Below are 12858 nucleotides of genomic sequence, written 5' to 3'. Positions count from 1 at the left end.
GCAGGGGGTCGGCCGACGTGAGCCCGCAGGGGTCGGCCGACAGGCAACGGGCAGGTAGCTGGCTGGCGGGCCGGTCAGTCGAGGGCGAGCACCGCAGAGGTCAGGAAGTCGCCGAGTGCCTCGGGTGAGTCGATGGTGAGGTCGGCGGCAGCGGACACGTCGTGCCCGGTCTCGGAGTTGGCGACCGCCACGCACACCCCGAAGAAGTCCGGGTTGGCTTCCTGATGCGCCCGTAGCGCCGCGAAGGCCTTGATGTCCGACACGTCGTCGCCGAAGTACCAGGCGCAGCTGGCGGTGCCGACGGCCTCGCCGATGATGCTGCCCTTGTCCCGGTCGACCGGGGGCTTCAGCTCGAGCACCATCCGGCCGCTCTGGCTGCGCAGACCGAGCCGCTCGGCCTGGTCGTGGCCCCAGGACTCGACGACGCCCCCCAGCTCGGGGGCGGTCCGGTAGTGCAGCGCCACCGACAGCCGCTTGTACTCGACCAGGGTGCCGGCCGGTAGTTCGGCTCGGGCCCGGTCGGCGAGCTCGGCCATCGCGGGGACCCACGGTAGTGCCGCCGGCTCGGTCACCGTCGGCCCGGAGCCGTGGCTGTGCTCCAGCCCGTACAGCCCGTACAGGTCGACGTCGGTTATCTCCGCGAACTGGTCGCGGAGGAACTCGACGGGGCGGGCCGACACGATCGCGATCCGCTGCACCACCCCGGTGAGTGACTCGATCGCCGCCAGCACCTTGGGTGCCGGTTGCACCGAGGTGGGATCGTCGCCGACCGGGGCGAGGGTGCCGTCGAAGTCGAAGAACAGCACGCACCGGTCGGCGCGATCGATGGTGGCTCGCCATGCCTGCTCCGCGGTCAGCGGACGGGCCAAGCGCTGGTTTCCTGCATCGAACGGCCGCACGGGCGTCAGCGTACCTGCTGGCGAACGCAGTGCCAGACCTCTCGCCGGATGAACATCGGGCTACGCCGGCGCGGTCGACTACGGTCCGCCTACCGCCGGGCGGTCAGTCGTCGCCCCCACCCATCAGCCGACGACCATGCATCCGCGGTGGAAATTGCACGACTGCCGCGTCCTGTTGGTGACCTTGTCGGAGCAGATACCCCTCGACGAACCCGGCATTGCGATCGCCCACGTGGGCGTCGACTTCATTGAGCCGGGCAACGAGGAATTCGGTGAGCGCGGTGAGCCGCCCCTGCTGCCGGTCATTCAGGTGTGCGATGACCGCCACCAGGGTGGCGACGGCCGCGCAGGCGATGGCGAACATGTTCACCACCGGCGGCACCTGTCCGGTCCGCAGGAGAGCGACGACGATATTCGTGGTGGCGCAAAGGGTGACCGCGACGGCCGCGATCACTACTGCCGACCATTTGAGGGTCATCGGTATCGACCCCCCCTTCTGTCCCGCAGGGCTGTGTCCGGCCTTGTCCCGTCGCCCCCGCCGACGAACGAGCCCAAGCAGTACGGAGAGGAACGTTATCGTGACTCAGCGTGCAAGTGGGACGGAATCGGGCTGCTTGATCGGCTTTCTTTCGCCATCTGAGAACTACCCTGCTCGCTTGGGGCCTTTGCGAGGTTCGGCCGGTAGTGGGGGTCGGTAGGCGAGATACCGGATTGTCTCCCTGATGTGAAACTTCTCCGCATCGGAGACGTTGGGATCGACCAGCCGCCGCAGCAGGGCCTCCACGTCCGGATCCATCGGTGGGGCGCTCGGTGTCGGCCGGGCGTCGGTCGCCCGGTCCCAGCCGAGGACGCCGAAGGCGACGGTCGGGTTGATGCCGAGCCCGTCACAGAAGGCGACCACCCGTTCGGCCTCCGGGTCGCTGGACCATTCGCCCCGTACCCAGCGGTTGATGGTCTGTCGGGAGACACCGGTGCGGCGGGAGACCTCGGAGCCGGTCCAGGCGCGGGTCGCCCGCGCGTCGGCGAGCGCCTTGCGTACGAAGGCGGCGAAGGCGATCTTCCGCCCAGCGGAGCTGTCCGGCACCGGCCGACGGTACGGCGATTCGCCGTTCCGCCTGGGGGCGGGCACTCTCCTGTGCTGCGTCTGTGACAGAGCTTTGTGAATCTCTGTCGGGAAATTATCCCTTGTCGAGAGGGGTGTCACGGGTGCAGTCTAAGGACGTTGCTGAGGTGACGCTAATCAACCGAAAAGATGATGCTGTCACTTGCGCGTGACGCTTTACTCTACGTCACGTGCTTGAGACGCTTAGTGAGTGGAGTTGTCCCTTACGCGTGACGGAGACCGCTCGGTGACCGAGCTGGCCACCCGTGCCCAGGCCTTCGGCCTGATCGCCGACGCCGTGGCTTCGGGTCTCAGTGCGCCATGGCGGCTCTACCTCGCCCGGGGATGTCGCTACCTGTCCCTCAACGTCGGGGACCGGGGCGAGTGGAACGCCTGGCGTTCGCATCTGGGCTGCCCGGAGCTGAGCGTGCGGGTGTACGACGCCGGCGGGGAGATCAGACGGGCCTCGACGGCGGAAGTGGTGCTGGGCGGTTGCCGGATCAGTGTGGAGCTGGTCGAGGAGGTGCGGACCGACGACGTCGATCGGCTTCTCACCGACGACCCGACGTCGTGCGACTCGGAGGAACAATGATCAGACGGATCGGGGCGACCGGATGAGCCCGTTCTTCGCGGTCTTCCTCGTGCTGCTGCTGGCGTCGTCCAGCTATGCCGCCGGCCGGCTGCACGGACAGCTCAGCTACCGGATCGGCTACCGCTTCGGCTACCGCCAGGGCTACTTCGACGGGGACCGGGGTGCCTGGAGCCGCCGGCAGACCCGGACAGCGATCACCTCGATGCCGTCGGCGGAGGCCGTCCCGGTGGCAACGGCCGGCGCCCCACTGGCCGGCACCCCGCCGCTGGCGGCCCCGGCCCCGGCCCCGGCCCCGGCCCCGGCCCCGGCCCCGGCCCCGGCCCCGGCCCCGGCCCCGGCCCCGGCCCCGGCCCCGGCCCCGGCCCCGGCCCCGGCCCCGGTGCCGGTGCCGGTGCTGGTCGAGCGTCCGACGGCACCGGTGACCGCCGCCGCCCGCCAGGGCACGACGTACACCGGTGCGTCCTTCGCCGGCGGTGCCGGGCCGACCGGCGGTGCCGCCGGTACCGGAACGGCCGGTAGCGGTCGGCACGCCCGGGAGGTGCTCGTCGGGCGTCGTCCCTGAACCGTGACCACAGACTTTCCCGAGCGCGGCGTCGGCGTTGAGGCGGACGCGCCGCCGCGCGGGGAGCACCGGCGTCACCGCGCCGGGCTCCTCCCGGCCGGGATGCGTGCAGGGGGTGCGCATCCCGGCCGGCCACCCCGCACGAGGGCGGGTCAGGAGTGTGTCCGGCACGTGTCCACGCTGTTTCGCGGACCGGTACGGCGGGCCGCCGGGACGGCCGACGGGTGGGAACGGCTTCGAAGATCGGCTCGGATGCCTAGCCGAGGCCGGGATCCGGCAGCTAGCGTCTAAGCATGGTTCAGGGTCGTCCTGGACCAGCCGGACGCTCCGGACCTGCTGTTCGCATGGGTTCCGCATCCGACCCGTGCCCCCGGGCCCCGGTGGAGCCGGATCGCGGGCGGACCGGGTGCACGCCCGACGGAGCAGGCCTGTGACGAGTCGACGTACCACCCCCCGGGCCGATCAGGACCCGACCGCCACTGTCCCGTCCAGCCGCAGCCGGACCCGCCGCCGCACCTCGGACGCGTCCACCGCGTCCCGGTCGACGGGCACGTCCGCCGGCACCGACCGATCGGAGCCCGCCACCCCCTCCCGTGCGTACGTGCTGGACACCTCGGTCCTGCTGTCCGACCCGGGAGCGTTCCACCGCTTCGCCGAGCACGAGGTGGTGATCCCGCTGGTGGTCATCTCCGAGCTGGAGGGCAAGCGGCACCACCCGGAGCTGGGCTGGTTCGCCCGGCAGTCCCTGCGGATGCTCGACGAACTGCGGGTCCGCCACGGCCGGCTGGACCAGCCGGTGCCGGCCAACGACGTCGGCGGCACCCTGCGGGTCGAGCTCAACCACGCGGACACCGACGTGCTGCCGCCGGGCTTCCGCAACGAGTCCAACGACACCCGGATCCTGTCGGTCGCGCTGAGCATGGGTGCCGAGGGTCGCGACGTCGTCCTGGTCAGCAAGGACATGCCGCTGCGGGTCAAGGCGGCGTCGGTCGGTCTGGTCGCCGACGAGTACCGGCACGGTCAGGCCAGCGACCCGACCTGGACCGGCATGGCGGAGCTGGAACCCACCGACGAGCAGGTCACCCAGCTGTACGGGGGCGACGCGGTCGACCTGGACAGCGCCGCCGGGCTGCCCTGCCACACCGGGCTGGTGCTGCACGGCACCGGTGGTTCCGCGCTCGGGCGGGTGATGGCCGACAAGACGGTACGGCTGGTCCGCGGTGACCGGGAAGCGTTCGGCCTGCGGGGCCGCTCCGCCGAACAGCGGATCGCCCTCGATCTGCTGCTCGACGAGACGATCGGGATCGTCTCGCTGGGTGGGCGGGCCGGCACCGGCAAGTCGGCGCTGGCCCTGTGCGCCGGACTGGAAGCGGTGATGGAGCGGCGCCGGCACAAGAAGGTGATCGTGTTCCGTCCGCTGTACGCCGTCGGCGGCCAGGAGCTCGGCTACCTGCCGGGCTCGGAGTCGGAGAAGATGTCGCCCTGGGCGCAGGCGGTGTTCGACACCCTCGGCGCGGTGGTGCACGAGAACGTGATGGAGGAGGTGCTCGCCCGCGGCATGCTCGAGGTACTGCCGCTGACCCACATCCGGGGCCGTAGCCTCCACGACGCGTTCGTCATCGTCGACGAGGCACAGTCGCTGGAACGCAACGTCCTGCTGACCGTGCTGTCCCGGATCGGCCAGGGGTCGCGGGTGGTGCTCACCCACGACGTCGCCCAGCGGGACAACCTGCGGGTCGGGCGGCACGACGGCGTGACCGCGGTGATCGAGGCGCTGAAGGGCCATCCCCTGTTCGCGCATGTCACCCTGACCCGTTCGGAGCGGTCGCCCATCGCCGAAATGGTTACCGATCTGCTGGAGGACATCCCACGCTGAGCCACTGCGTGGGGGTGTTACGTCCGTATTCACCCCGAAGTGCGGCGTGACCAATGTCACAATGACGATCACGCGTTTCCCAAGGGCCTCACCGTGCGCGATGGTGGTCGGCGAGCGCGCGCACCGGCGGCGGCCTGTCGACGGACGTCGGTGGTGGCGCGCCGACCGACCCCCATCACGGTCGGCCGGCGCGCGACCCACCCGGTCGGGCGCTCACGGCGTGCCCGCCCCGCCGCGCCCCTCGCCGGGCGCTGCGGTCGGCGTACCGCCGTGCCCTTGCCCCCGACGAAGGGACCACTTCGTGAGTCGGCTGTGGAGTCGGTTCGGTCTCCGGGCACTCGCCGTCGGCCTGCTGGTGACAGGCGTCGCTGGCGGGTTCTACCTGGAGAGTGACCGGGACACCCAGCAACGCATCAGTGACGCCCGGTTGGCGGCACAGGCCGAGCAGGTCGAGCTCGAACTGCTCCGGCAACGCCGCGCCGAGCATCAGCGGGTCACGGTGCAGCGCCGAACCGCAGAGCGGGAGGCAGCGGAGAAGGCCACCGCTGCCGCCAAGTCCGAGGCCGCCAAGGTCAAGCGGGCCGAGCAGGTCACCCAGCAGAAGCAGGAACAGACGGCCCAGCAGCCGTCCAACTCTGGCGCGACCGTGCCGTTCACCGGCGAGATTCCCGCCTCCTGCGACGAGTTCAGCGGCAACCGGGCCATCGGCTGCGCCCTCACCCTGGAGCGCGGCTGGGGCCTCGACCAGTTCGCCTGCCTGAACAAGCTCTGGAACAAGGAGAGCGGCTGGAACCACAAGGCCTACAACGCGGCCTCCGGTGCCACCGGCATCCCCCAGGCGGTGCCGGGCAACAAGATGTCCTCGGCCGGTGCCGACTGGCAGACCAACCCGGCGACCCAGATCAAGTGGGGTCTCGGCTACATCGCGAACCGCTACACCAACCCCTGCGGTGCGTGGCAGATGTCGCAGGCCGAGGGCTGGTACTGACCAGCTCGGCTGCGACCCGGTCCGACACCCGGGCACAGCGCAGGACACCCGGCGGCGGTACGGAGGACTCCGTACCGCCGCCGGGTTTTTCCGCCCGTCCGCGCGCTCGGGTGGCAACGGTTGCGCGGACCTGATAGCTACTTGAGGATGGCGTACGGCGTGTCATCCTCCAGCGGCGACCCGAACCGGTTCGGGACCGAGGCCTTCTACGCCTCGCTCGGCCGGGCCTTCGTCGCGATGTGCGCCGTCGTGCCGGTGCTCTTCGTCATCGAGGCCTTCGACGTCTGGCTCAATGCCGGCTTCGACTACAGCGCCGGCATCATTCCCCGGCGCATCGCCGGCCTCGACGGGGTCTTCTTCGCCCCGTTCCTGCACCACGGCTTCGACCACCTCTACAGCAACAGCGTGCCACTGATCCTGCTCGGCACCTTCGTGTTGGCCGCCGGGGTACGGCGGTTCCTCTACTCGACCCTGGTGATCATCCTGGTCAGTGGAATCGGCGTGTGGTTCACCGGCTCACCGAACACCGTCGTCGTCGGTGCCAGCGGGGTCGTCTTCGGCTACCTCGGCCTGGTGCTGATGCGCGGCATCGTCGAGCGCACCTGGTGGAACCTCGGCGTGGTGCTGCTGGTCGGCCTGCTCTACGGCTGGCAACTGGTCGGCATCCTGCCCACCGACGCGTTGATCTCCTGGCAGGGGCATCTGTTCGGTTTCGTCGGCGGGGTGCTCGCGGCGATCCTGTTCCGCCGACGCAGCTACGACCCGTACGAGTCGGACCCACTCACCATGCCCTGACCTGGGCGGAGGCGTCCACCCAGGTGGGAATGGGTTGCCGCGCCGCGACGGGCGGACCTACGTTCGACGAACGGGTCGACGCGGACCCGACGGCGAGAGGTCCGGTGGTGGGATGCGCGCAGTCGACGTGGCGATCGTCGGTGCCGGGCCGACCGGGTTGTTCGCCGCCTACTACGCCGGATTCCGGGGGCTGTCCACGGCCGTCATCGACGCCCTGCCGGCCCCGGGCGGTCAGGTGGCGGCGATGTATCCGGAGAAAGCGATCTTCGACATCGCCGGGTTCCCCGTCATCAAGGGTCGGGAGCTGGTGGCGAACCTCGTCGAGCAGGCCGCGCCGTACCAGCCCGAGTACCTGCTCGGTGTCCGCGCCGACACCCTCGACCTGGTCGACGGCCGGCCGGTGCTCGGCCTGGCCGACGGTGCGCGGCTGGCCTGCGGTGCGGTGGTGATCACCGGAGGGATGGGCAGCTTCACCCCCCGGCCGCTGCCGGCGGCGGCCGGGTTCAGCGGCGACGGGATCGTCTACTTCGTGCCCCGGCTCGCCGACCTCACCGGGCACGACGTGGTGATCGTCGGCGGCGGTGACTCCGCGTTCGACTGGGCGCTGGCCCTGCAGCCGCTGGCTCGCTCGGTCACCATCGTGCACCGCCGCGACCGGTTCCGGGCCCACGCCGCGACCGTCGAGCGGGTGCGTGCCCTACCGGTCCGCATCGTCGTCAACGCCCAGCTCACAGCGGTACACGGCACCACCCGGGTGACCGGCGTCGACATCACCACCGGCGACGGCGGCCCGCAGACCGTGCCGGCGGACACCGTGGTCGCGGCGCTCGGCTTCACCGCCGATCTCGGGCCCCTCACGACCTGGGGCCTCGCGCTCGACAAGCGGCACATCCGGGTGGACAGCGCGATGGCCACCAACCTGCCCCGGGTCTTCGCCGCCGGCGACATCGCCGACTACCCGGGCAAGGTACGGCTCATCGCGACCGGGTTCGGCGAGGCGGCCACGGCGGTCAACAACGCCGCCGTGGCCATCGACCCCAGCGCGCACCTGTTCCCCGGTCACTCCTCCGACGGGACCTGACCCGCCGGCCCGCGCTGCCGCTGCCAGTTCCGGCGTTGGGCAGATGTCGGCGCTGCTCAGTCGCCGGCGTCGAGTTCGGCGATCGGTCGGCCGTCGAAGTCGACCGCCGAGTAGAGCGCCAGTTTCTCCAACCGGTGGTAGGAGTCGATGACCCGGATCGTGCCGCTCTTGGACCGCATCACGATCGACTGGGTGTAGGCACCGCCGGCCCGGTACCGTACGCCGCGCAGCAGGTCGCCCGAGGTCACGCCGGTGGCGACGAAGAAGCAGTTGTCGCCGGTCACCAGGTCGTCGGTGTCCAGCACCCGGTCCAGGTCGTGCCCGGCCGCGACGGCCTTGGCCCGTTCGTCGTCGTCGCGGGGCCAGAGCTTGCCCTGGATCGCCCCGCCCATGCACTTGAGCGCGCAGGCGGCGGTGATCCCCTCCGGGGTGCCGCCGATGCCCATCAGCACGTCGACGTCCGACTCGTCGCGGGCGGCCGAGATCGCCCCGGCGATGTCACCGTCGGAGAGGAAGTGGATCTGCGCGCCGGCGTCGCGGACCTGCCGGACCAGTTCGCCGTGGCGTTCCCGGTCCAGGATGCTCACCGTCACGTCGGAGATGCTGGACTTCTTCACCTTGGCGATCCGGCGCAGGTTCTCCCGCACACCGGCGTCGATGTCGATGACGTCGGCACAGTCCGGGCCGACGGCAAGCTTCTCCATGTAGAACACGGCGCTCGGGTCGAACATCGCGCCCCGCTCGGCGACCGCGAGCACGGCGAGGGCGTTGGGCATGCCCTTGCTCATCAGCGTGGTGCCGTCGATCGGGTCGACCGCGACGTCGACCTCGGGACCGGTGCCGTCGCCGACCTGTTCGCCGTTGTACAGCATCGGGGCGTTGTCCTTCTCGCCCTCGCCGATCACCACCACCCCGCGCATCTGAATCGAGTTGATCAGCTTGCGCATCGCGTCGACGGCGGCGCCGTCGCCGCCCTCCTTGTCACCACGACCCACCCAACGGCCGGCGGCCATCGCGGCGGCCTCGGTGACCCGGACCAGGTCCAGGGCCAGGTTACGGTCGAGATTCTGCGGCTGTCGGGTACGGGCTTCGGGCATCGGGGCTCCTCCTCGCGACGGTGCGGGGCGTGGGCCCTGGAGCGCGGCGGCTGTCGGCGGGTGCGTGCCGACCCCGCCCCGGCGGCGCCAGGTCCTGGAGGAATCCTGGCACGTCCGGCCGCGGGCGTGCCGGTGCGGGTGCACCGGGGCGGGTCGCCGGGGCCCCACGCGGCGGACCGTCGTGGGCTGGGACGATGGAACGATGGACGCAGCCGAGCCGACCGCCGGGGCCGCCGCGCAGCGAGCTGCCGGAGCCGCCGCCACCCCGAGCACCACCCTGGGCGCCGGGCCGACCGCTGGTGCGTCGACCGCTGGCGGTGACCGGTCGGGGCGTTCGCCCAGGGACATGGCGATGTCGCTGGCCGTCCTGCTGGTGCCGATCCTGCTGGTGTTCGTCGGGTACCAGGTCCTTCTGGGTGGCGACGAGCCGGTGGAGATCGACCCCGGCCCGGCCTACGAACAGGCCCGGTCGGCCGGCGAGTTTCCGGTGCTGGAGCCGGCCGGACTGGGCCCGGACTGGCATCCGGTGAGCGCCGGGTACCGGCCGGCGGGCCCCGAGGGGCCGACCCTGCGGATCGGCTACGTCACCGCCGACGGCGGAGCACTGCAGCTGGTGCAGAGCTCCCGGCCGGTCCCGCAGCTGCTGGTGGCCGAGCTGACCGCGACCGCGCAGCCGCAGGGTCAGGTCCAGATCGGGGCCGCGACCTGGCAGTGGTACGCGGCGCGGCCCGGCGAACGCGCCCTGGTGTGGCTGACCCCGCGGCGCAGCGTCCTGCTGGTCGGTAGCGCGACTGAGAGCGAGTTCACCGCGTTGGCCACCGCACTCGCCGCCAGGTGAGGCCCGGTCGGTCGGCCGCGCTGGCGCGGGAAACGGGCGGGAAACCGGTTGCGCGGCCCGGGTGGCAGACTCAACGGGGTGAGCGACGTGGCCGCATCGTCGGTGGATGGTGAGCTGGAGAGCATCAGCCTCGTGGAGCTGGCTGTGCGGCGGCTGCGTCGCGAGATCCTCAGCGGCAAGACCGACCCGGGGGAGCGGCTCGTCGAGGAGCACCTGACCCGCCGGCTCGGGATCAGCCGGGCACCGCTGCGTGAGGCGCTGCGCCTGCTCGCCCAGCAGGGCCTGGTGGAGCACGTGCCGCGGCGCGGGGTGCGGGTCGCGACTCTGTCCGACCGGGACGTCCAGGAGCTGTACGCGGTCCGCGACGTTCTGGAGCGGTACGCCGTGGAGACGGCGTTGCCGGTGCGCCGGGCCGGCGTACTCGGCGGGCTGCGGGCGGCGATCGAGGAGATGCGGCTGGCGACGGCGGTCGCCGACCGGCTGCGCATCGCCGAGGCACACCGGCGGTTCCACGTCGAACTGGTCGGCCTGGCCGGCAACCAGCAGCTGACCGCTGTCTACGAGTCGGTGCTGGTGAAGCTGCAGCTGTACATGGCGATCAACCTGCGTCGGGAGGCCGAGGTGGCGCAGCCGGTCGACGGCGTACACCGGCACGAGCGGCTGCTGGCCGCGATCGAGGCGGGCGACCCGGCGGTGGTGCTGCGGGAGCTGGCCGCCCACGGAGCCCGGACGTACCTCGGCTGACCAGCCCGGCCATCGCTCGGCCGGTGACGGCGTCACACGCTCGTTACCGCAGAATGCGCTGCCGGAAACAGTACGGTCGACAATCGACTGTACTGACGAAGGAGGCGCGATGGCCCGCATCGGTCCGGTCAAGGCCGACCCCTACCTCTGGCCGTACGACGGCGCCGCGCCGGTCGAACGCACCGCGCTGCTCTGCATCGACTGGCAGACCGACTTCTGCGGCCCGGGCGGCTACGTCGACGCCATGGGCTACGACATCAGCCTCACCCGGGCCGGCCTGCCGGCCACTGCCCGGCTGCTGGCCCACGCCCGCTCCCTCGGCATGCTCGTGGTGCACACCCGCGAAGGGCACGCGCCGGACCTGTCCGACCTGCCGGCCAACAAGAAGTGGCGGTCGGCCCGCATCGGCGCCGAGATCGGCGGCGCCGGCCCGTGCGGCCGAATCCTGATCAAGGGCGAGCCCGGCTGGGAGATCGTGCCCGAGGTCGCCCCGGTGGCCGGCGAGGTCGTCGTCGACAAGCCCGGTAAGGGCGCCTTCTACGCCACCAACCTCGACCTGGTCCTGCGTACCCACGGGATCACCCACCTGATCCTCACCGGGATCACCACCGACGTCTGCGTGCACACGACGATGCGCGAGGCCAACGACCGCGGCTACGAGTGCCTGATCCTGTCGGACTGCACCGGTGCCACCGACCCTGGCAACCACACCGCCGCCCTGCACATGGTCACCATGCAGGGCGGAGTGTTCGGCGCCGTGGCCACCGCCGACGACGTCATCGCGGCGACCGAGCGGTGAGCAGGCCCGTGGCGCACCGTCATCTGGTGCAGGTGCCGGCCCGGCCGGCGGCGTACGCCTTCGAACCGGCCACCACCGCGCTGCTCGTCATCGACATGCAGCGCGACTTCCTGGAGCCGGGTGGCTTCGGCGAGAGCCTCGGCAACGACGTCAGCCAGCTGCGGCGCACGATCGACCCGCTGCGCCGGGTGCTGGCCGCCGCCCGGGCGCTCGGGTTGACCGTGGTGCACACCCGCGAAGGACATCTGCCCGACCTGTCCGACTGCCCACCCGCGAAGCGCCAACGTGGGGCGCCGAGCCGGCGCATCGGTGACCCTGGACCGTACGGCCGGATCCTGATCCGTGGCGAGTACGGCCACGACATCGTCGACGAGCTCGCGCCGGTCCCCGGTGAGCCGGTGATCGACAAGCCGGGAAAGGGTGCCTTCTACGCCACCGAACTCGACGGCCTGCTCGGCGAACGATCGATCACCAGTCTGCTGGTCACCGGCGTCACCACCGAGGTCTGCGTGCACACCACCGTGCGGGAGGCCAACGACCGCGGCTACGAGTGCCTGGTACTCGCCGACTGCGTCGGCTCGTACTTCCCGCAGTTCCACACCGTCGGGTTGGAGATGATCGCCGCGCAGGGTGGCATCTTCGGCTGGGTCGCCGACTCGACCGACCTGCTCGCCGCCCTCGGGACGGCCACCCCGTGAGCGCCGAGGTGAACCCCCTGGATCTGGGCGCCGAGGTGAACCGCCCTGACGTGTGCGCCGAGGTCCGGGAAGCCTTCGACAGCTACGAGAAGGCGCTGGTCGACAACGACGTCGCGGCGATCGTCGGCTGGTTCTGGTCGTCGGAGCACACGGTGCGCTTCGGCATCGCCGACCACCAGTACGGCATCGACGAGCAGCGCCGCTGGCGGGCGGCGCAACCGCCGTTGCCGCCCGGCCGGCGGCTGCACGAGGTGCTTGTGACCACCTTCGGTGCCGACGTCGCCGTGGTCACCTGCCGGTTCGACTACCACCCCGCCGACCCCGCCAACCCCGCCGACCCCGCCGACCCCGTTGACCCCGCCGACCCTGGTCGGCAGTCGCAGACCTGGGTACGCGGCCCCGCCGGCTGGCGTATCGTCAGCGCCCACGTCTCCCAACCCGCCGCGATCTTGCACTTATCGACCGACAATTCGGACATTTCTTCGCGATAAGTGCAAGATCGCGGCGGTGTCAGGAGTCGGTGGTCGGGCGGGACTGACGGGCGGTGTCGAGGCGCTGGCGGGCACCGTCGAGCCAGCGCTGGCAGATGCCGGCGAGCTGCTCGCCGCGTTCCCACAGCGCCAGCGAGTCCTCCAACGACGTACCGCCGGACTCCAGCCGCTCCACCACCGAGGCCAGCTCGGCGCGGGCCTGCTCGTAGCTCAACGATTCCGCCGTCGCGGCCGCTTCGCCGGTCGACCCGCCTGCGGCACTGGCGCTGGCGGTGGCTGCCTTCTTCGTACTCACC

The 12858-nt window shown here is 71.3% G+C and carries 15 protein-coding genes and 1 pseudogene; 11 read left to right on the top strand and 5 right to left on the bottom strand.

Annotated elements, in window-relative coordinates:
* Nucleotides 1–74 precede the first annotated feature (74 nt).
* The 3 genes from otsB to O7608_RS30040 form a co-directional block, all read right to left on the bottom strand.
* Complete coding sequence (gene otsB / locus O7608_RS30050; RefSeq protein ID WP_289207751.1) at nucleotides 75–899, bottom strand: trehalose-phosphatase; 825 nt, start codon at nucleotides 897–899, stop codon at nucleotides 75–77.
* A 103-nt stretch (nucleotides 900–1002) separates the two neighbouring features.
* Complete coding sequence (locus tag O7608_RS30045; protein WP_289207750.1) at nucleotides 1003–1377, bottom strand: hypothetical protein; 375 nt, start codon at nucleotides 1375–1377, stop codon at nucleotides 1003–1005.
* Between the two features lie 165 nt (nucleotides 1378–1542).
* Nucleotides 1543–1983 carry an XRE family transcriptional regulator gene (locus O7608_RS30040; protein WP_289207749.1) on the bottom strand — a complete coding sequence of 147 codons (441 nt, stop codon included), beginning with the start codon at nucleotides 1981–1983 and terminating at the stop codon, nucleotides 1543–1545.
* A gap of 265 nt (nucleotides 1984–2248) precedes the next feature.
* Between O7608_RS30040 and O7608_RS30035 the strand changes: the two genes are divergently transcribed.
* The 6 genes and pseudogenes from O7608_RS30035 to O7608_RS30010 all read left to right on the top strand — a co-directional run bounded on the left by O7608_RS30035 (nucleotide 2249) and on the right by O7608_RS30010 (nucleotide 7895).
* Nucleotides 2249–2593, top strand: coding sequence for a hypothetical protein (locus O7608_RS30035; RefSeq protein WP_289207748.1), 345 nt, complete (start codon nucleotides 2249–2251; stop codon nucleotides 2591–2593).
* Between the two features lie 22 nt (nucleotides 2594–2615).
* Nucleotides 2616–2813 (top strand): annotated as a pseudogene (locus O7608_RS30030) (hypothetical protein); the annotation flags it as partial.
* Nucleotides 2814–3756: 943 nt separating this feature from the next.
* Nucleotides 3757–5031, top strand: coding sequence for an RNA 5'-3' helicase PhoH2 (gene phoH2 / locus O7608_RS30025; RefSeq protein WP_289207747.1), 1275 nt, complete (start codon nucleotides 3757–3759; stop codon nucleotides 5029–5031).
* Between the two features lie 301 nt (nucleotides 5032–5332).
* A complete protein-coding gene (locus O7608_RS30020) occupies nucleotides 5333–6019 on the top strand; it encodes an aggregation-promoting factor C-terminal-like domain-containing protein (RefSeq protein ID WP_289207746.1) in 687 nt (228 codons plus the stop codon).
* 147 nt (nucleotides 6020–6166) lie between these two features.
* The gene (locus tag O7608_RS30015) at nucleotides 6167–6814 is read left to right on the top strand and encodes a rhomboid family intramembrane serine protease (RefSeq protein ID WP_282225647.1); all 648 of its coding nucleotides are present in this window, start codon (nucleotides 6167–6169) and stop codon (nucleotides 6812–6814) included.
* 112 nt (nucleotides 6815–6926) lie between these two features.
* Complete coding sequence (locus O7608_RS30010) at nucleotides 6927–7895, top strand: NAD(P)/FAD-dependent oxidoreductase (RefSeq protein ID WP_289207745.1); 969 nt, start codon at nucleotides 6927–6929, stop codon at nucleotides 7893–7895.
* A gap of 56 nt (nucleotides 7896–7951) precedes the next feature.
* Here O7608_RS30010 and glpX read toward each other — a convergent pair whose 3' ends face one another.
* Nucleotides 7952–8992, bottom strand: coding sequence for a class II fructose-bisphosphatase (gene glpX / locus O7608_RS30005; protein ID WP_289207744.1), 1041 nt, complete (start codon nucleotides 8990–8992; stop codon nucleotides 7952–7954).
* 202 nt (nucleotides 8993–9194) lie between these two features.
* Between glpX and O7608_RS30000 the strand changes: the two genes are divergently transcribed.
* The 5 genes from O7608_RS30000 to O7608_RS29980 all read left to right on the top strand — a co-directional run bounded on the left by O7608_RS30000 (nucleotide 9195) and on the right by O7608_RS29980 (nucleotide 12562).
* Complete coding sequence (locus O7608_RS30000; RefSeq protein ID WP_289207743.1) at nucleotides 9195–9830, top strand: DUF4245 domain-containing protein; 636 nt, start codon at nucleotides 9195–9197, stop codon at nucleotides 9828–9830.
* 78 nt (nucleotides 9831–9908) lie between these two features.
* Entirely contained in the window at nucleotides 9909–10574 is a 666-nt protein-coding gene (locus tag O7608_RS29995) for a GntR family transcriptional regulator (RefSeq protein ID WP_282225651.1), read from the top strand.
* A 109-nt stretch (nucleotides 10575–10683) separates the two neighbouring features.
* On the top strand, nucleotides 10684–11373 hold the full coding sequence (gene biuH, locus O7608_RS29990; protein WP_289207742.1) for a biuret amidohydrolase: 690 nt from the start codon (nucleotides 10684–10686) through the stop codon (nucleotides 11371–11373).
* Entirely contained in the window at nucleotides 11370–12071 is a 702-nt protein-coding gene (locus tag O7608_RS29985) for a cysteine hydrolase family protein (protein WP_289207741.1), read from the top strand. Before biuH ends, O7608_RS29985 begins: the two co-directional genes overlap by 4 nt.
* Complete coding sequence (locus O7608_RS29980) at nucleotides 12068–12562, top strand: AtzH-like domain-containing protein (protein ID WP_289207740.1); 495 nt, start codon at nucleotides 12068–12070, stop codon at nucleotides 12560–12562. The genes O7608_RS29985 and O7608_RS29980 overlap by 4 nt, the downstream gene beginning before the upstream one ends.
* Before the next feature lie 19 nt (nucleotides 12563–12581).
* Here the strand turns inward: O7608_RS29980 and O7608_RS29975 are convergent, their stop codons facing one another.
* Nucleotides 12582–12857 (bottom strand): exodeoxyribonuclease VII small subunit, encoded by a 276-nt coding sequence (locus tag O7608_RS29975; RefSeq protein WP_289207739.1) that lies wholly within the window; start codon nucleotides 12855–12857, stop codon nucleotides 12582–12584.
* Between the last annotated feature and the right edge of the window lies 1 nt (nucleotide 12858).

The organism is Solwaraspora sp. WMMA2056 (assembly GCF_030345095.1).
Taxonomy (GTDB): Bacteria; Actinomycetota; Actinomycetes; order Mycobacteriales; family Micromonosporaceae; genus Micromonospora_E.
This window is presented reverse-complemented; position numbering and strand designations above follow the sequence as displayed.